We start from the raw sequence: 18,765 nt of genomic DNA on the forward strand, positions 1-18,765 counted from the left end.
ACCTGACGGATCGGTCTGCGAGGCAGGCCCGGCTGGCTCAAGCGCAGCTGTATCTGTGCACCGACGCCCGCCGCGAGCGCGGTGACCTGGCCGAGTTCGCCGACGCCGCGCTGGCCGGCGGGGTCGACATCATCCAGCTGCGGGACAAGGGCTCCCCCGGTGAGCGGCAGTTCGGCCCGCTGGAGGCCCGTGACGAACTGGCCGCCCTCGAGGTGCTCGCCGACGCCGCCGCCCGGCACAACGCCCTGTTGGCCGTGAACGACCGCGCCGACATCGCCCGCGCGGCCGCCGCCGACATGCTGCACCTGGGTCAGGACGACCTGCCGCTGGACATCGCCCGCGAGATCATCGGGCCCGAGCCGCTGATCGGCCGGTCCACCCACGACCGCGACCAGGTCAGCGCCGCGGTCGCCGAAGCCGTCGACTACTTCTGTGTCGGGCCGTGCTGGCCGACCCCGACCAAGCCGGGTCGACCCGCGCCGGGCCTGCCGCTGGTCGGGTTCGCGGCCGGGCTCGGCACCGACAAGCCGTGGTTCGCGATCGGCGGAATCGACGAACAGCGCCTGCCCGAGGTGCTCGACGCCGGGACGCGCCGCGTCGTGGTGGTGCGCGCGATCACCTCCGCCGACGACCCGCAGGCGGCCGCCAAGCGGTTGAAGCAGCTGCTTACGAGCTCCCGTTGACCAGCAGCGGGATGGACGCCGCGACCGCGCGCAGGTGCGACCAGCTGGCGGCGAAGCCGGGATGCAGCGGAAGTTCGTCGACCTCGTCCTCGGCCACCCAGCGCAGCTCGGCGCTCTCCCGGTTCGGCACGGTGTCCAGCAGCGCAGGCGCGTCGGCGATCACGGTGGTGTAGGTCCAGCTCGGACCGTTCGGGCCGGCCACCTCGGCGGTGATCACGGTCGTGCGCACCACGAGCAGGTGGGCGGGCAGCCCCGCCTCTTCGTGTGCCTCGCGGACGGCGGCCTGTTCGGCGGTTTCGTGGCTGTCCCGCGCACCGCCGGGCAAACCCCAGGTGCCGCCCTGATGACTCCACGGGGCCCGATGCTGCAGAAGCACCGCGGCCGACCCGTCGGGACGAGGCGCGCGCAGCAGCAGACCCGCGGCGCCGTGCCTGCCCCAGTAGGCCGCGCCGCTGTCGGAAACAACCCAACCGTCGCCGTCGCCACGCACGGTCTCAGCTTAGGGAACACATCGTTCACCGGTGGTCGCCGAATGCCCACACGTCACACGGATAACTCTTAGAATTCTTTTATAGAGTGAGCGTAGGTCGGGAAAAGTAGCTGGAGAGCCAGAGAAAGATGGAGTCCGCAGACCCGTGACTGTGGAGTTGGCGCACCCGTCGACCGAGCCACTGGCGTCGCGGTCGCCGACAACGCCAGCGCACCCGCGCTGGTGGTTCCTGTGGACCACTCCCGGCCGGATTCTGACGATCGGCATCGTGCTGTCGGCCCTCGTGATCGCCAGCGCATTTGCCACATCTACCACCGTCAACGATCGCCAGAACCAGCTGACCGCGGTCCTCGACCACACCGAGCCGTTGGCGTTCGCCGCGGGCCAGCTCTACACCACGCTGTCGGTCGCCGACGCCGCCGCCGCGACCGCGTTCATCGCGGGCTCTGAACCGCAGGACGTGCGGCAGCGTTACCAACAGGCGATCACCGACGCCGCCGCAGCTGTGACCAGGGCATCAAGCGGCCTGACGGAGGAGCCGTTGATCCAGTTGCTGAGCCGGATCAACGCCAACCTGGCGGTCTACACCGGGTTGGTGGAGACCGCGCGCACCAACAACAGGGCGGGCAATCCGGTCGGCTCGTCGTACCTGTCCGAGGCGTCCTCGCTGATGCAGGACACGATCCTGCCCGACGCGCAGCGGCTCTATCAGGAGACCTCGGCGCGGGTCGACAAGGAGACGACGGCGTCGACGCGCATTCCGGCGCCGGTCATCCTGGTCGTGTTGGCCACGCTGTTGTTCGGCGCGTTCGCCAATCGCTGGCTGGCCCGCCGCACCCGGCGCCGCATCAACATCGGTTTCATCGCCGGTGGGATGGCCGTGCTGATCATGTTGATCTGGGTGTTCACCGCGCTGATCATCTCGACCCTCGACAGCCGCAGCGCCAAGAACACCGCCGCCGAGTCGCTCAAGACCATCACCACGCTGGCGATCACCGCGCAACAGGCCCGCGCCGACGAGACGCTGTCGCTGATCCGCCGCGGCGACGAGGCCGTGCGCAAGCAGTCCTACTACCAGCGCATCGACGACATGCAGCGGCAGCTGTCGGAGTACCTCAGCCGCGAGGACGCGATCGACAAGGCCGACCTGGCCAACGCCGAGCAGTTGCTGCGTCGCTGGCGCGCGGCCGACGACCGCATCAGCGCCTACATCGCGGTCGGCAACTACCAGGCGGCCACGCAGGTGGCCCTTGGCAAGGGTGAGGACGATTCGACGCCTGCGTTCGACCGGCTGGACGCGACGCTGAACAAGGGCATCGAGAAGAGCCGCGAACAACTGCGCAGCGACATCCTCAACGCCCGCCGGGTGCTGTCCGGCGCGACGGTGGGCGCCGCGGTGTTGTCGGTGGTGGCCGCGATCGCGGTGGCGCTGGGATTGTGGCCCCGACTTAGCGAGTACCGCTGATGAGCGCTTGCGCGAAGAAGAGACAAGCCCTGATGAGCGCTTGCGCGAAGAAGAGACAAGCCCTGATGAGCGCTTGCGCGAAGAAGAGGCGGCCGAGATGAGACTCAAGATGGTGTGCGCCGCGATCGCCATGGTGACCGCGCTGGCGGGCTGTGCTGAAGCCGAAAGCCTCACGCCGATACCGAGTCTCTCGCTGCCGCCGGTGACGCCCGCAGGCATGGAGGAACTGCCACCGAAGATCGTGGAGCCGTCGCAGGACGCCGAGGACTGCGACCTGACGGCGAGCCTGCGCCCGTTCTCCAACCGCGAGGACGCCCAGGAGGCGGTGGAGCACATCAAGGCCCGCGGCCGCCTCATCGTCGGGCTCGACATCGGCAGCAACCTGTTCAGCTTCCGCGACCCGATCACCGGCGAGATCACCGGCTTCGACGTCGACATCGCAGGCGAGGTGGCGCGCGACATCTTCGGCACCCCGTCACAGGTCGAGTACCGCATCCTGTCGTCGGCCGACCGCATTTCGGCGTTGCAGAACAACCAGGTCGACATCGTCGTCAAGACGATGAGCATCACCTGCGAACGCAAGAAGCTGGTCAACTTCTCGACCGTGTATCTGGTTGCCAATCAACGGATTCTGGCGCCCCGCGACTCCGCCATCACGCGGGCAAGCGACCTGTCCGGCAAGCGGGTCTGCGCCGTCAAGGGCACGACGTCGCTGCAGCGGATCCAACAGATCAGCCCGCCGCCGATCGTCATCCAGGTGGTCACATGGGCCGACTGCCTGGTCGCGCTGCAACAGCGTCAGGTCGACGCGGTCAGCACCGACGACTCGATTCTGGCGGGGTTGGTGGCCCAGGACCCGTATCTGCACATCGTCGGGCCGAGCATGAACCAGGAGCCCTACGGCATCGGTGTGAACCTGGAGAACACCGACCTGGTGCGCTTCGTCAACGGCACCCTGGAGCGGATCCGCCGCGACGGCACATGGAACACGTTGTACCGCAAGTGGTTGACGGTACTCGGCCCGCCGCCTGCGCCCCCGGTCCCGAGGTACGTGGACTGATGACTACCGCTGACGACGAATTCGAAGGCCCCGGCACACAACCGGCCAGCCTGGAGGAAGTCGACATGGACTCCATGTCGACGATTCGGCCGATGGCGACGCAGGCGGTGTTCCGTCCCCGCTACGACGACTCGGACGGCTCGGAACACTCCGTCGACACCGAACCCCAGGACCACACGACGACGTTGACGCGGTTGTCGCCGACCCGGCGGCTGGGCGGCGGGCTGGTGGAGATCCCGCGGGTACCCGAGATCGACCCGCTTTCGGCGTTGATGACCAATCCCGTTGTGGCCGAGTCGAAACGGTTCTGCTGGAACTGCGGGCGCCCGGTCGGCCGGTCGTCACCGGAGGGCAAGGCGTTGTCGGAGGGCTGGTGCCCGCACTGCGGCAGCCCGTATTCCTTCCTGCCGCAACTGGCTCCTGGTGACAGGGTCGCCGACCAGTACGAGATCAAGGGCTGCATCGCACACGGCGGACTGGGTTGGGTGTATCTGGCCTTCGACCACAACGTCAACGAACGCCCCGTCGTGCTCAAGGGTTTGGTGCACGCCGGCGACGCCGAGGCGCAGAAGATCGCGATGGCCGAGCGGCAGTTCCTCGCCGAGGTGACGCATCCGGGGATCGTGAAGATCTACAACTTCGTCGAGCACCCCGACAAGCACGGCAACCCCATCGGCTACATCGTGATGGAGTACGTCGGCGGGAAGTCGCTGAAACAGGCCAAGGGGCACAAGCTGCCGGTCGCGGAGGCCATCGGCTACATGCTCGAGATCCTGCCAGCGCTGGGCTATCTGCACTCCATCGGGCTGGCCTACAACGACCTCAAGCCCGAGAACATCATGATCACCGAGGAGCAGCTCAAGCTGATCGACCTCGGCGCGGTGTCGCGGATCAACTCCTTCGGATACCTCTACGGCACACCGGGTTACCAGGCTCCTGAGATCGTGCGGACGGGGCCGACGGTGGCCACCGACATTTACACCGTGGGCCGCACGCTGGCGGCGCTGACGCTCAAGCTGCGCACCCGCAAGGGCCGCTACGTCGACGGTCTGCCCGAGGACGATCCCGTTCTGGCCGAATACGACTCGTTCGGCCGGCTGCTGCGCAGGGCCATCGACCCCGATCCGCGGCGACGGTTCGGAAGCGCCGAGGAGATGACCAGCCAGCTGCTCGGTGTGCTGCGCGAGGTGGTCGCCAAGGACACCGGAACGCCTCGGCCGGGTCTATCGACGGTGTTCAGCCCGACCCGCTCGACGTTCGGAATCGACCTTCTCGTCGCACACACCGACGTCTACCGCGACGGGCAGGTGCACTCGGAAAAGCTGACGGCACAGGAGATTGTCCGGGCGCTACCGGTGCCGCTGGTCGACCCGACCGACGTCGGCGCCACCGTGTTGTCGGCCAGCGTACTCAGCCAGCCGGTGCAGACGCTCGACCAGCTGCGTGCGGCCCGCCACGGCAGGTACGAGTCCGAGGGCATCGACCTGTCGGAATCGGTTGAGCTGCCGTTGATGGAGGTGCGCGCGCTGCTCGACCTCGGCGACGTCGCCAAGGCCACCCGCAAGCTCGACGACCTCGCGGCACGGGTCGGTTGGAATTGGCGCCTGATCTGGTTCCGCGCGGTCTCGGAGATGCTGACCGGCAATTACGAGTCGGCGACAAAGCATTTCACCGAGGTGCTCGACACGCTGCCCGGCGAGTTGGCGCCGAAGCTGGCGTTGGCGGCGACGGCCGAGCTGGCAGGCAGCCCCGACGACGGCAAGTTCTACAAGACCGTCTGGAGCACCGACAACGGCATCATCTCCGCTGGTTTCGGTCTGGCGCGCGCCCAGTCGGCGGCAGGCGATCGCGACGCGGCCGTCCGCACGCTCGACGCGGTACCGGCCACCTCGAGGTATTACACGACGGCGCGGCTCACCAGCGCGGTGACGCTGCTGTCCGGACGGTCGATGAACGAGATCACCGAAAAGCACATCCGCGAGGCCGCCCGCCGCGTGGAGGCGCTGCCCGACACCGAGCCGCGGGTGCTGCAGATCCGGGCGCTGGTGCTCGGCACCGCGATGGACTGGCTGGCCGACCACGAGGCCAGCAGCAACCACATCCTCGGGTTCCCGTTCACCCAGCATGGTTTGCAGCTCGGCGTTGAGGCGTCGCTGCGGGCGCTGGCCCGCGTCGCTCCCACCCAGGCCCACCGCTATGCCCTGGTCGATCTCGCCAACAGCGTGCGGCCGACGAGCACCTTCTAAGATCGGCCCGTGGAGACGTTCAAGCGCTACCTGATGTTTCAGGCCATGATGTTCGTCTTCGGCATCGTCGGGCCGATCTTCCTCATCGGCTACTTCGCGGCCCAGCCCGACCCGTCGCTGAAGTGGATGTACTGGTGGGGGCTCATCATCACGTTCATCGATGTGATGATCGCCCTCGGACTGACCGCCAGCACCGAGGTTCGAACGCCGAAAACACCATTCACGAACCGGGATTCCGGATAAGCTCCGCGCACGCCTGAGCGATCGCCAGCTCCTCGTTGGTGGGGACGACCAGAACCGTGGTGGGTGAACCGTCCGACGAGATCCGGCGTGCGCCTTTGTCGGGGCTCTCGTTGCGGCGCTCGTCGAGCTCGACGCCCAGCGGGGTCAGCCCGGACAGGGCGTCGCGGCGCACGGCCGCGTCGTTCTCGCCGACCCCGGCCGTGAACGTGATGACGTCGGTGTTGCCCAGCACCGCCATGTAGCCGCCGATGTACTTGCGCAGCCGGTGGATGTAGACGTCGTAGGCCAATTTCGCTGCCTCGTCGCCGGATTCGATGCGCTTGTGCAGCGCACGGAAGTCCTTCTCGCCGCCAAGACCGAACACGCCGGACTCGTCGTTGAGTATGTCGTCGAATTCTTCGACGCCCAAGCCGGCGGTGCGCGACACGTAGGAGAAAATGCCGGGGTCGATGTCACCGGAGCGGGTGCCCATCACCAGACCCTCCAACGGCGTCAGGCCCATCGACGTGTCGACGGGTCTACCTCCGGCGATCGCTGACGCCGACGCGCCGTTGCCCAGGTGCAACACGATCTGGTTCAGTGAATCCAGCGGCGCGTCAAGGAATTTAGCCACTTCTTCGCTGACGTACTGGTGTGAGGTGCCGTGGAACCCGTAGCGACGCACGCCCCAGCGCTGGGCGATGTCACGTCTGATCGCATAGGTCGCGGCCGCCGGCGGCAGGTCGTGGAAGAAGGCCGTGTCGAACACCGCGATGTGCGGCAGGTCGGGCAGCGCTTTGCGCGCGACCTTGATGCCCTGCACCGCAGGCGGATTGTGCAGCTCGGCCAGCGGCTCCAACTCGCCGAGCTGTGCGAACACGTCGTCGTCGATGAGCGTCGGCTCGTAGAGGTTGGGGCCGCCGTGCACGACGCGATGCCCCACCGCTGCCAGGTTGAGGCTCTCCAGCGGTCGGCCGGACTCGGTCAGCTCCTCAAACGCGGCCTGCAGCGCCGCCGAGTGGTCGGCCACCGGCCCGTCGCCGATCCGCTCGATGACCCCGTCGGCCACCATGGTCGCCGAGTCAGGTTCTACAACAGCGTATTTCAGCGATGACGAGCCGGAGTTGACGACGAGTACTCTTGATGAATCAGCCATCACTTGTCCTGAGCTTGGATCGCCGTGATTGCCACGGTGTTGACGATGTCCTCGATCAGCGCGCCGCGCGACAGATCGTTGACCGGCTTCTTCAAACCCTGCAGCACGGGACCGATCGCGACGGCACCGGCGCTGCGCTGCACGGCTTTATAGGTGTTGTTGCCGGTGTTGAGGTCGGGGAAGATCAGCACCGTCGCCCTGCCCGCCACCTTCGAGTCCGGCATCTTGCTCTTCGCGGTCGTCGGATCGACAGCGGCGTCGTACTGGATCGGCCCGTCGACCAACAGGTCCGGTTCGCGCTGTCGCACCAACTCCGTTGCCTGCCTGACCTTGTCGACGTCGGCTCCGGTGCCCGATGTGCCGGTCGAGTAGGACAGCATCGCGACCCTGGGCTCGATGCCGAACTGCGCGGCGGTGTGCGCCGACGAGATCGCGATGTCGGCGAGTTGCTCGGCGGTGGGGTCGGGCACGATCGCGCAGTCGCCGTAGGCGAGGACGCGGTCGGCCAGGCACATCAGGAAGATGCTCGACACGGTGGTGATGCCGGGCTTGGTCTTGATGATCTCCAACGCGGGCCGGACGGTGTGCGCGGTGGTGTGCATCGCACCGGACACCATGCCGTCGACCATGTCGTTGTACACCAGCATGGTGCCGAAATAGGAGATGTCGGTGACGGTTTCGCGGGCCTGTTCGAAGGTGACACCCTTGTGCTTGCGCAGCTGCGCGTACTGGTCGGCGAATTGGTCGCACAGCTCGCTGGTCGTCGGGTTCAGCACCTTCGCCGCGGACAGGTCCACCCCCAGCTCTGCGGCGCGGGCGCGGACCTGCGTCTCATCCCCCAGGATCGTCAGCTCGGCCACGTTGCGGTGCAGCAGCCGGCCCGCGGCCCGCAGGATGCGGTCGTCCTCCCCCTCCGGAAGCACGATGTGCTTGCGGTCGGCCCGCGCTCGCTCGATCAGCTGATGGGTGAACATCTGCGGGGTGACGACCGACGGTATCGGAAGGGCCAGCTGTGCAAGGAGATCGGCGACGTCGACGTTGGTGTTCATCAATTCGATCGCGGTGTCGATCTTGCGGTGTGACGACGCTGTGACACGGCCGCGGGTCGCGGCGACCCGGCTTGCGGTTTCGAAGGTGCCGAGCCCGGTGGCGATGATCGGCAGCCGTTGGCGCTGGCCGCCGACCAGCTTGGCGATGCACGGGTGCAGCTCCAGCCCGCCGTTGAGCAGGATGCACGACAATGACGGAAAGCCCTCCGCCGCATGGGCGCTCACCACGGCCAGGACGACGTCGGAGCGGTCACCCGGCGTGATCACCGCGACCCCCTCGGTGAGCCGTTCCAGCACGTGCTCGGCCGTCATGCCCGCCACCAGGACGCCCGTCGCCTCGCGCTTGAGCAGCTCGGGGTCGCCGCTGATCACCGTGCCGTCGACGGCGTGGGCGAGCTCGCCGACGGTCGGCGCGGCCAGCAGCGGCTCCTCGGGCAACACGTACGACTTGGGCGGGAAGCCTTTGAGCGCCTCGGCGACCGCAGCCAGCTGCGCCGGATCGCACCGGTTGGCCACCACCGCCGCGGTGTGGGCGTGCTGGCCCGCGATCTCGGCCAGGCACAGCTCGACGACCCTGGCCACCTCCTCGGGCGTGCGGTCCTTGGCCTTGACCGCCAACACGACGGGCGCGCCGAGGCTGGCCGCGATCCGCGCGTTGGTGTCCAGCTCGCTGGGCGCGGTGACGTCGGTGTAGTCGCTGCCGACGACCACCACCGCGTCGCATTGGTCGGCGACGTCGTGGTAGCGGTCGACGATGTCAGCGATGGCCGCATCGGAATCCTCATGCAGCTGTTGGTAACTCACCCCGGCGCACTGCTCGTAGGTCAAGCCCGCGGTGGTGTGGGCGAGCAGCAGCTCCAGGATGTGGTCGCGGTCCCCGCTTCGGGTGATCGGCCGGAACACCCCGACCTTGGCGACGGTGGCGGCCAGCCGATGCAGAATGCCCAACGCGATCGTGGACTTGCCGGTGTCGCCTTCCGGCGCGGCAATGTAGATCGCGTTGGGCACGCGGCAAACGTATCAGCCGAGGCGGCGCAGCCGTGGCTCCAAATCCTTGGCGAACAGCTCCAGGAAGCGGCGCTGATCGTGTCCGGGTGCGTGGAACACCAAGTGGTTCAAGCCCCACTTGACGTACTGGCCCACCTTCTCGACGGCCTCGTCGGGATCCGATGCCACGATCCAGCGCTTGGCGACCTGTTCGATCGGCAGCTCGTCGGCGGCCTTCTCCATCTCGATCGGGTCGTCGATGCTGTGCTTCTGTTCGGCTGTCAGCGACAGCGGCGCCCAGAACCGGGTGTTCTCCAGCGCGAGCTCGGGATCGGTGTCATAGGAGATCTTGATCTCGATCATCCGGTCGATCTCGTCGGGATTGCGGTTGGCCGCCTCGGCGCCCTCCTTGACGGCGGGGATGAGCTTGTCCTTGTACAGCTCCTCGCCCTTGCCCGAGGTGCAGATGAAACCGTCGCCGGCACGGCCGGCGTACTTGGCCACCACGGGCCCGCCCGCGGCGACGTAGACGGGGATGCCACCCTCGGGCACGTCGTAGATCGAGGCGCCCTTGGTGCGGTAGTACTCGCCCTCGAAGTCCACGCGGTCGCCGAGCCACAGCTCGCGCATCAACCGCACCGCCTCGCGCAGCCGGGCGAAGCGTTCCTTGAACTCCGGCCACTCGCCCTCGTATCCGGTGGCGATCTCGTTGAGCGCCTCGCCGGTGCCGACGCCGAGGAAGATGCGTCCGGGATACAGGCAGCCCATCGTCGCGAACGCCTGCGCGATGACGGCGGGGTTGTACCGGAACGTCGGCGTCAGCACCGATGTGCCGAGGGTCAGCCGCTTGGTGCGCTCGCCCACCGCGGTCATCCAGGCCAGCGAAAACGGCGCATGCCCACCCTCGTGGCGCCATGGCTGGAAGTGGTCGCTGACCGTCGCGCTGTCCATGCCGTGTTCCTCGGCGGCCACCGCCAACTCGACGAGCTCACGCGGCGCGAACTGCTCCGCCGACGCCTTGTACCCCAGTTTCAGTTCCATCTGTCCTCTTTCTGCTCGCCGTCCGCACTTCGTTTCTACTCCATCTGCGCGATCTGCCTAAACTCGCGGGATGGCACCAGTCCTGAGCGCCATCACCGACCGTGTGCATTTCGCACAGACCGACCTCGTCAACTGGACCCTGGTCGTCGACGACTCCGGCGTCATGCTTATCGACGCGGGCTTCCCGGGTCACCGCGACGACGTGCTGGCCTCGCTGCGCCAGTTGGGTTTCGGCGTCGACGATCTGCGGGCGATCCTGTTGACCCACGCCCATATCGACCACCTCGGTTCGGCGATCTGGTTCGCGAAAAACCATGGCACACCGGTGTATTGCCACGCCGACGAGGTGGGCCACACCAAACGCGAGTACCTCGAGCAGGCCTCGCCGGCCGATGTGGCCATGCACATCTGGCAGCCGCGCTGGCTGAAATGGTCGATCGCGATCAGCCGCAAGGGGGCGTTCAGCCGCGAGGGCATACCGACCGCCCAAGCGCTGTCGGAGGACGTCGCGGCCGGACTGCCCGGCGCACCGATGGCCATCCCGAGCCCGGGACACACCGGCGGGCACTGCTCCTTCGTCGTCGACGGGGTGTTGGTCGCCGGCGACGCGCTGGTCACCGGGCATCCGGTGTCCACCCGCACCGGCCCCCAGTTGCTGCCCGACGTGTTCAACCACGACCAGGAGGGCTGTGTGCGCAGCCTGTCGGCGCTGGGCATGCTCGACACCGAGGTGCTGGTCCCCGGGCACGGGCCGGTGTGGCGCGGGTCGATCCGCGAGGCCGCAGACGCCGCGTCGGCGCGTTAGGCGAGCGCCTCGTAGCCGAGCAAAAATACCGCGGTCAGGCACAACCCGCAGCACAGCACGAACGTCGGCATCAGGATCTTGTCGTCGAGGTCGGCGTCGTCGACCGATCCGCGACGTCGACCGAGGAATGACCGCAGCATGATGCCCGCAATGAAGGTCAGCGCCGCGGCGGCAAGGAGCAGCCATCCGATGGTTGTCTGCGAAATAGGCACCCATACACCCCCGCCGCCGTCTGCGACAGCTCAGGGCCAGCCTATAGGCCAAGGTGGTCCCGGAGGGTTTGCCCGTCATATTGGCTGCGGAATCCGTACCGCTCCTGCAGTAGCGGCACCACCCGGTCGACGAATTCATCGAGCCCGTGGGGCGTCAGGTGCGGCACCAGGATGAATCCGTCGCAGGCGTCGGACTGGATGTGCAGGTCGATCTCGTCGGCAACCTCAGCCGGTGTGCCGACGAACTGCTGGCGGCTGGTGACCGCGATGATCAATTCGCGGATGCTGAGCTTGTCGGCCTCTGCGCGTTCGCGCCAGGCGGCGGCGATGGCCTTGGGGTCGCCGTGGCGCACTCGACCCTGGGTGATGGTGGGGTCGTCGGCGGGTTCGATGTCGGGCAGCGGGCCGTCGGGGTCATAGGCCGACAGGTCGCGCTGCCACACCTGTTCGAGCATGGCGATCGCGGTGGGCCCGCTCACCTGTTGGTAGCGGATGTGCCTGGCCCGGTCGGCGGCTTCGGCCGCGGTGTCGCCGAGTACGAACGTGGCGGCAGGAAAGACCTTGAGCCGGTCAGGATTTCGGCCGAACGCTGCGGCACGCTGCTTGACGTCGGCGTAGTAGCGCTGCCCGGCCTCCAGCGCCGAGTGCAGCGTGAACAGCGCGTCGGCGTACTCGGCGCCGAAGGCCCTGCCGTCGGAGGAGTCGCCGGCCTGCAGGAGCACCGGGTGGCGCTGCGTGCTGGCCGGAAGCGTTGCCACGCCGTGCACGTCGAACTGCTTGCCGTGGAAGTCGACGGTGTTGATGCGGTCGGGATTGACGTAGATGCCGGAGTCGGCGTCGGCGCGGATGGCGTCGTCGGCCCAGCTGTCCCAGAACTGTCTTGCGACGGTGACGAACTCGGCGGCCCGCACATACCGGTCGGCGTAGTCGAGGAATCCGCCGCGGCGGAAGTTCTCGCCGGTGAACGCGTCCGATGACGTCACCATGTTCCAGCCGGCCCGGCCGTCGGACAGGTGGTCGAGGGTGGCGAATTGGCGTGCCACCTCGAAGGGTTCGTTGAAGGTGGTGTTGATGGTGCCGACCAGGCCGAGGCGTTCGGTGACCGCGGCAAGGGCGGCCAGGACGGTGAAGGTGTCGGGCCGGCCGACGACGTCGAGGTCGTGGATGCGGCCGCGGTGTTCGCGCAGGCGCAGGCCTTCGGCGAGGAAGAAGAAGTCGAAGAAGCCGCGTTCGGCTGCGCGGGCCAGATGGGCGAACGAGTCGAACTCGATCTGGCTGCCCGACTCGGGATCCGACCACACCGTGGTGTTGTTGACGCCGGGGAAATGCGCGGCCAGATGGATCGGCTTGCGGTGGTTGCCTTCTCGAACGGCGGTCATCCAGTCACCCCCCAGCGTTTGGCGATGAGCTCGTGGGAACGGAGCCGGTCGGTGTGCCGGTGCGTGACCGAGGTGATGACGAGTTCGTCGGCGCCGGTGACGCGCTGCAGGGTCTCCAGTCGTTCGGCGACGACGTCGGGGTCGCCGACGAACTGGGTGGCCACCCGGTCATGGACCACTGGGCACTGTTCGTCGTTGAGGGGCTCGGTCTTGTCGGGGTCGGGGTAGGGCACCGCGCCGCCGCCCTTGCGGATCGAGTAGACCCAGTTCCCGTAGCTGGAGGCCAAATGCTTTGCGGTGGCGGTGTCGTCGGCGACGACCACGTCGGCCGACACCATGACGTAAGGCTGTTGCAGATACTGTGAGGGCTGAAAAGCATTGCGGTAGGCCTCGACTGCCTCCAGCGCGGTGGCGGGAGTGATGTGGTAGCTGGCGACGAACGGCAGCCCGCGCGCGCCTGCCACCTGAGCGCTCTGACCCTTGCTGCTGCCGAACACCAACGGTGTCAGGGCGGTTCGCTCGCCCGGCACCACGTGCAGGTCGTAGTCCTTGACCCGATAGCAGCCGCGCAGCATGGCCAGGATGTCGTCGACCTGCTCGGCGAAGTCGGGCGATTGCGCTTCGGGCTGCTGGAGGACCGTCATCTGCGCGCGCAACCGGTCGGTGATGATCGAGCGTATGTCGAAGGGCGGTGGAATGACGAGCCCGTCGACGTTGCGCCACTGCGGCTCTGGCTTTGGTTCGGGCTGTTTGGTTTTGGGCTCTTGGGTCTTTCGGGCGGCTTCGCGGCGGCGCTGCCCCGAGCGACCGATGCCGAGGTCGATGCGGCCGGGATAGAACGCGTCGAGCATGCCGAAGCTCTCCACGACGGCCGCGGCGGTGGTGTGGCCCAATTGCACTGCGCCTGCTCCGACACGGATGTGCTCGGTGGCTGCGGCGATCTGGCCGATCAGCACCGCGGGCGACGAGCTGGCGACCGCGACGAAGTGGTGCTCGGCGATCCAGTACCGCTTGAAGCCCCACTGCTCGGCGTGCTGGGCGAGGTCGATGGTGTTGCGCAGGGCGGTCGGCGCGTCGCTGCCTTCGCTGATCGGCGACAGATCAAGGATCGACAAGGGGATGGTCATGCCGGCTCCACCTTGGCGTAACGGTTCTCGGCGACGGGCAGGGCGAGGCGTTCGCGCAGGTTCTCACCGTCGCGGTAGGCGCTGCGGAACAGGCCGGCGCGCTGGAGCAGCGGCACGACGTCGTCGACAATGATGGGCAGGTCGGTGGCGTTGACGGCGGGGCGCAGCCGGAAGCCGTCGAGGCCCAGCGAGTGCCAGCGTTGGAGGAGCTCCGCGAGTTCGGTCGGCATACCGTCGAAAGTCTTTGCGTCGGAACGGGTATCGATGACTTTCGAGAACGACACATAGATGTCGGCGTAGACCTTGAGGTCGGTGCCGCCGACCCGGTGGATCTGGCCGAGGATCGTCGATACGTCGGCGTCGTTGTGGGGGGTGATGAAGACCAGATCAGTACTGCGGGTGGCGAATTCGTAGACCGGTAGCTGATGGGCCAGGGCGGTGACGACGGGCTGGCCCTGCGGCGGGCGCGGTGTGATGGACGGCCCCTTGACAGAGAAGTACTTGCCGACGAAGTCGACGTAGTGCAGCTTGTCGCGGTCGACGAAACGCCCGGTTGAGACGTCGCGGATGACGGCGTCGTCTTCCCAGCTGTCCCATAGCCGTCGCACCACTTCGACGACGTCGACGGCCTCATCGAACAGGTCTATTTCGGCCGGATTTCGCCGGCCGAACAGCGCGGCTTCGTGTTGGGTGCTGCTGACCCGGACCTGCCAGCCGGCACGGCCGTGGGACACGAAGTCAAGGGTGGCAATGGCTTTCGAGATGTGGAACGGCTCGGTGTGGGTGACCGTGGTGACAGGGATGAGCCCGATGTGGCGGGTCGTTGGGGCGACTCGGGCGGCGATGAGCACGGCGTCGGGCCTGCCCGCGAGCCAGCGCGGCTCGATCTCCGGCTTGCGACGCCGCTGCGGAGTGAGGGAGTCGTCAAAGGTGATGAAGTCCAGCAGGCCGCGCTCGGCGACGGCGGCGAGGTCGGTCCAGTAGCGGCCGCTGGTGATGGGCTGGGCGTCGGGTGTGTGACGCCATGCCTCGGGATGCCAACCGTAGCCGTCGAGTGCGACTGCGAGGTGCAGGTGTTCGGTCATGACGTCAACGTCTTCAGGAATGCGAGTGGATAGGCCTCGCCGTCGGCGGGCAGGGGCTTGTCGAGACGGCGGTAGCCGGAGGACACGTACAGCTCCTCGGCCTCGGGTTGGCGGTCGCCGGTGGTCAGGTAGATGCGGCGGTAGCCGCGGGCGGCGATCTCGGATTCGAGCACCGACAGCAGCGCCCTGGCATACCCGCGGCGACGGTAGCGGCTGTCGGTCCAGATCCGCTTGAGTTCCGCGGTCTCATCGTCGAACCGGCGGAACGCACCGCCGGTGACCGGTCGGCCGTCGCGCAGGCCGATCAGGAGGGCGCCACCTGGCGGGGTGAACTCCTCAGCCGGATATGTCCGCAGCCACTTCGCGACGCCCTCGATGGGCGCGTGATAGCGGGTCGCGTACTCCACCGCCAGCTCCGCCAGCAGCGGCTCGGCCAGGGGATCGTCCTGGTCGACCGCGACGAAGCGGAGCTGATCGACGGTGTCGGCGTGCGGGCTCATCACGTAACTGTCTAACGCAGTCCGCAAGGGGTTGTTCCATTACGTGAGTTCAGATCGGGCTGATCCCAAATATCCGCAGGTCGTCGAGGTCTTGGCGTCGCCTACGACGGGCCCGCCGATTGACACTTGGTGGCTCGATCTCTGGTCGCGCGGACCCACCAGTTCAAGGATGTACCTGGCGACTGGTCGTTGCTCGCCGTCGCCTAAAGCGGTTGCACCGCAACTTAGAAGGGTGGGGGTTTGTTGCGTTCGGTGATGCGGGGGTTGTTGAGTTTGCGTTCGGCGTGGATGCGGGCGGCGCGGTCCTGGGCGCGGGTGCGGCGTCGTTTGGGCATTTTCAGCCCGCGCAGCGGATGCGCCTCGATTACCGGTGGCTCGCCGTGCCACAGGGTGGCGGTGGGCGCACACAGCTGCGGGTAGAGCTGGCGGCTGCCGGGATGGGTGACATAGGTGTGGCCGGTCGGGCTGGTCCAGATGATGGTGCCGTCGGGCAGTTGTTTGTCGCGCCACCCGCGGCGTCCACCCCAGAAGGTTTTGAGCATGTGGTGAAACCGGCACAAACACTTCAGGTTCGACGGATGGGTCGGACCGGCCGGGTAGGGCACGGTGTGGTCGATATCGCAGCCAGTGGCCGGCTGATCACAACCCGGGAACCGACACGTCACATCGCGACACCGCACGAAATCCGCCAGCCGCCGCGACGGGCCATAGCGCGGTTCGGCCACACTGTCGGGCCCGGGATGGGCGACCTGGCGCACCTGGGCCCCGTCCATCAGCGCCGCCGCCAGCGCGCTGGTCAACACACCGGCCCCAAACAGATACCCCGGCGGCGACCCACACCGCGGCGCCGCCAGCCGATACCGCGCCGACGACGCCCCAGCCGACCCCGCCCTGCCCCGATCAGCAGTCGACTCCCGCTCGGCCGCATTCGATACGGCAGACCCCTCAGCTGTAGCCGGCTCACAACCGGCGGTGGTGTCGCCGCCGGCGACAGCGGAGTCATCGGCTGAGTCGGATTCCTCAACACCGCAGTCGCTTTCGGACATTGCGGCGTCCTCGGCATCGTCGTCAGCATCGGCCGAATCGGTGCCGGGCGCCCCGGCGCTGTCCTCGCCAGCCGCGTCGTCGGCGTGGTCATCGGACGTGCCGGTCCGATCACCGGAGTCCGGGCCGCCGCTTGGATCAGGACCGCCGCCGGAGTCGGGACCGCCGCCGGGGTCAGGTCCATCGGGGCCGCCGCCGGGGCCGCCGCCGTTGTTGGTGGGGTGCTGGTCGGCGAGGAGGTAGACCACGGCGTTGTTGGGTGGGCGGGCGATCAGCGGGGTGGGGCATTCGGGCTGACCGCAGGTGCAGCCGAACTCCCCACCGGTGGCCAACGCCGCCAAGGCGGCCACCCGGCGTTCATCGAGGCTGCGCGGATCACCCTCACACACCCCGGCCGCCATCTCATCGACCGCGGCCTCGATCACCGCCGCATCAGGGGCATACAACCGCGCCCACAGGCTGGTCATCCCCGGCGCATCAGTCGGCGAGCCGAACTGCACCGCCGGGTCGGCGTTGGACTGATGGATCTGGCGCAGCCCACCCGGATCGTGCTGTTCGATCACCGCGTCGATAGCGGTCTGAATCTTCTTCACAGACCACGGCCCCCACCGGCTCACCCGCGCCGCCAACTCGGCATCCACCGCCGCCAACACCTGCTCATCGGTGATCAACCCAGTCCGATAAACAATGACACGCACCACCTCATCGCTGATCACCCCAGCGGCGAACAACTCCCCCACCCTGGGCAGCTGCTCGCGCAACACCGTGCCACGATGAGCCAGATACAACGCCAACCGGGCGCTGATATTGACCGCCGCGGCCAACTCCGCCCCCACCGCAGCCTGCGGATCCACCCACCACCGCTCCCGCTCCTCGGCAGTCTCACCAGTGCGCCGGGAAAACAACTCAGCCATCGCGGCCAACTTGGCCGCCGCCGCCGCGGCCTCCGCACGCGCCCACCCAGCCGCCGCATCGATCACCGCCGCATCCGACAACAACCCCAACTGGCCGATCCCCGGCACCGAACCATCGAACATACATTCGAACCTAGCTCGGCCCGCGGACCGCGTTGACTCATCAGGAATGCGCGCGAAAGGCTGAGTCGTTGCCTCACTCAAAATGCGCGCGTAGGCCCAGTGAATGGGATTGACGTTGGCGCAGCGCAGAGCAATCACCGAGACGGCCGCAACCCGCTACCAGCTGGCGGGTAAGCGCGCGAAGAGTCGGATCCTCGATGAGTTGTGCGCCAACACTGGGTGGCATCGCACGCACGCCCGCAAGGCACTCAAAGCGGCGCTGCAGCCACGGGTTGTTACCGCGCGCAGTGGGCGGCCGGTCAAGTACGACGATGATGTCAGCGCGGCGCTGACAGTGTGCTGGAGCGTGCTCGGAATGCCGGCCGGCAAACGACTCGCGCCGATGCTGTCTGAACTGGTGGCCGTGCTTCGGCACTTCGGAGAACTCGACATCGATGAGGACACCGCGGCGCTGTTGGTGTCGATGTCGGCAGCCACCATTGATCGCCGCCTGGCCGGTGAGCGGGCCAAATACCGGCTCAGGGGGCGGGTCGGCACGAAGCCGGGATCGCTGCTGAAAAGCCAGATCCCGGTGCGCACCTGGGCCGAGTGGGACGACGCTCAACCCGGGTTCGTCGAGATCGATCTGGTCTGGCACGACGGCGGTATTCGCGGTGGGGGCCATGCATTTACCTTGACGGTCACCGACATCGCCACAGGCTGGACCGAGAACCGCTCCGTGCCGGACAAGAGCGCTAAATGCGTGCTGTCAGCACTCAACGACATCGCCTGCAAGATGCCGTTCCCGATCCCGGGTGTGGACTCCGACAACGGATCGGAATTCATCAACGACCACCTGCTCGATTGGTGCCAAGGCCGCCAGATCACCTTCACCCGGGCACGGCCGGGTAACAAGAACGACGGCTGCCACGTCGAGCAGAAGAACTGGTCGGTGGTGCGCACCGTTGCCGGCTACCACCGCTACGACACCGCTGCAGAACTGCTGCTGCTCAACGAGATATGGCAGCTACAGTCCAAGCTGACCAACTACTTCTACCCCCAGCAGAAACTGCTGTCGAAGACTCGCCACGGCGCCAAAGTGTCCAAAAAGCACGACCAAGCCACCACCCCGTTTCATCGCACAGTCGACCACCCCACCATGAACGTGGAACGCATCGTGGCACTGACCCGGACCTAC

The 18,765-nt window shown here is 67.3% G+C and carries 17 protein-coding genes; 7 read left to right on the plus strand and 10 right to left on the minus strand.

All coding sequences use genetic code 11. The features are described 5' to 3' along the window. The first annotated feature begins 2 nt into the window (after window positions 1-2). Window positions 3-683 (plus strand): thiamine phosphate synthase, encoded by a 681-nt coding sequence (gene thiE, locus CQY20_RS02165; RefSeq protein ID WP_097938037.1) that lies wholly within the window; start codon window positions 3-5, stop codon window positions 681-683. Here the strand turns inward: thiE and CQY20_RS02170 are convergent. Then, entirely contained in the window at window positions 667-1,173 is a 507-nt protein-coding gene (locus CQY20_RS02170) for an NUDIX hydrolase (protein WP_097937995.1), read from the minus strand. The genes thiE and CQY20_RS02170 overlap by 17 nt on opposite strands. 145 nt (window positions 1,174-1,318) lie before the next feature. On the opposite strand from CQY20_RS02170, the gene glnX reads away from it, so the two are divergent. The 4 genes from glnX (at window position 1,319) to CQY20_RS02190 (ending at window position 6,187) form a co-directional block, all read left to right on the plus strand. Continuing rightward, window positions 1,319-2,638, plus strand: a complete 1,320-nt coding sequence (gene glnX, locus CQY20_RS02175; protein WP_097937996.1) for a protein kinase G-activating protein GlnX — start codon at window positions 1,319-1,321, stop codon at window positions 2,636-2,638. 130 nt (window positions 2,639-2,768) lie between these two features. Further along, window positions 2,769-3,698 carry a glutamate ABC transporter substrate-binding protein gene (locus tag CQY20_RS02180; RefSeq protein ID WP_371871110.1) on the plus strand — a complete coding sequence of 310 codons (930 nt, stop codon included), beginning with the start codon at window positions 2,769-2,771 and terminating at the stop codon, window positions 3,696-3,698. After that, window positions 3,698-5,944 (plus strand): serine/threonine-protein kinase PknG, encoded by a 2,247-nt coding sequence (locus CQY20_RS02185; RefSeq protein WP_097937997.1) that lies wholly within the window; start codon window positions 3,698-3,700, stop codon window positions 5,942-5,944. Before CQY20_RS02180 ends, CQY20_RS02185 begins: the two co-directional genes overlap by 1 nt. Before the next feature lie 9 nt (window positions 5,945-5,953). Then, window positions 5,954-6,187, plus strand: a complete 234-nt coding sequence (locus tag CQY20_RS02190; RefSeq protein WP_097937998.1) for a hypothetical protein — start codon at window positions 5,954-5,956, stop codon at window positions 6,185-6,187. Here CQY20_RS02190 and CQY20_RS02195 read toward each other — a convergent pair. The 3 genes from CQY20_RS02195 to fgd are packed head-to-tail and all read right to left on the minus strand — an operon-like array spanning window position 6,165 to window position 10,399. Next, complete coding sequence (locus CQY20_RS02195) at window positions 6,165-7,322, minus strand: acetate kinase (protein WP_097937999.1); 1,158 nt, start codon at window positions 7,320-7,322, stop codon at window positions 6,165-6,167. The genes CQY20_RS02190 and CQY20_RS02195 overlap by 23 nt on opposite strands. Beyond that, window positions 7,322-9,379: a phosphate acetyltransferase gene (pta, locus tag CQY20_RS02200; protein WP_097938000.1), complete on the minus strand. Its 2,058-nt coding sequence runs from the start codon at window positions 9,377-9,379 to the stop codon at window positions 7,322-7,324. Before pta ends, CQY20_RS02195 begins: the two co-directional genes overlap by 1 nt. A gap of 12 nt (window positions 9,380-9,391) precedes the next feature. Next, window positions 9,392-10,399: a glucose-6-phosphate dehydrogenase (coenzyme-F420) gene (gene fgd / locus CQY20_RS02205; RefSeq protein ID WP_097938001.1), complete on the minus strand. Its 1,008-nt coding sequence runs from the start codon at window positions 10,397-10,399 to the stop codon at window positions 9,392-9,394. A gap of 70 nt (window positions 10,400-10,469) precedes the next feature. On the opposite strand from fgd, the gene CQY20_RS02210 reads away from it, so the two are divergent. After that, window positions 10,470-11,204: an MBL fold metallo-hydrolase gene (locus tag CQY20_RS02210; protein WP_097938002.1), complete on the plus strand. Its 735-nt coding sequence runs from the start codon at window positions 10,470-10,472 to the stop codon at window positions 11,202-11,204. Here the strand turns inward: CQY20_RS02210 and CQY20_RS02215 are convergent. From CQY20_RS02215 to CQY20_RS02240, 6 genes are all read right to left on the minus strand, one after another. Then, on the minus strand, window positions 11,201-11,416 hold the full coding sequence (locus CQY20_RS02215; RefSeq protein ID WP_097938003.1) for a hypothetical protein: 216 nt from the start codon (window positions 11,414-11,416) through the stop codon (window positions 11,201-11,203). The two genes, CQY20_RS02210 and CQY20_RS02215, sit on opposite strands and share 4 nt — an antisense overlap. A gap of 41 nt (window positions 11,417-11,457) precedes the next feature. Then, a complete protein-coding gene (locus tag CQY20_RS02220; RefSeq protein ID WP_097938004.1) occupies window positions 11,458-12,795 on the minus strand; it encodes an NtaA/DmoA family FMN-dependent monooxygenase in 1,338 nt (445 codons plus the stop codon). Next, window positions 12,792-13,922 carry an LLM class flavin-dependent oxidoreductase gene (locus CQY20_RS02225; RefSeq protein WP_097938005.1) on the minus strand — a complete coding sequence of 377 codons (1,131 nt, stop codon included), beginning with the start codon at window positions 13,920-13,922 and terminating at the stop codon, window positions 12,792-12,794. The genes CQY20_RS02220 and CQY20_RS02225 overlap by 4 nt, the downstream gene beginning before the upstream one ends. Next, entirely contained in the window at window positions 13,919-15,007 is a 1,089-nt protein-coding gene (locus tag CQY20_RS02230) for an LLM class flavin-dependent oxidoreductase (RefSeq protein ID WP_097938006.1), read from the minus strand. The genes CQY20_RS02225 and CQY20_RS02230 overlap by 4 nt, the downstream gene beginning before the upstream one ends. Continuing rightward, a complete protein-coding gene (locus CQY20_RS02235; RefSeq protein WP_097938007.1) occupies window positions 15,004-15,507 on the minus strand; it encodes a GNAT family N-acetyltransferase in 504 nt (167 codons plus the stop codon). The genes CQY20_RS02230 and CQY20_RS02235 overlap by 4 nt, the downstream gene beginning before the upstream one ends. A 224-nt stretch (window positions 15,508-15,731) precedes the next feature. Further along, a complete protein-coding gene (locus CQY20_RS02240) occupies window positions 15,732-17,588 on the minus strand; it encodes an HNH endonuclease signature motif containing protein (protein ID WP_097938008.1) in 1,857 nt (618 codons plus the stop codon). A gap of 103 nt (window positions 17,589-17,691) precedes the next feature. Between CQY20_RS02240 and CQY20_RS02245 the strand changes: the two genes are divergently transcribed. Next, a partial coding sequence (locus CQY20_RS02245) for an integrase catalytic domain-containing protein (RefSeq protein WP_097938009.1) occupies window positions 17,692-18,765 on the plus strand: 1,074 nt, incomplete at its 3' end.

It is taken from the genome of Mycolicibacterium agri, from assembly GCF_002553505.1.
Lineage (GTDB): Bacteria > Actinomycetota > Actinomycetes > Mycobacteriales > Mycobacteriaceae > Mycobacterium > Mycobacterium agri.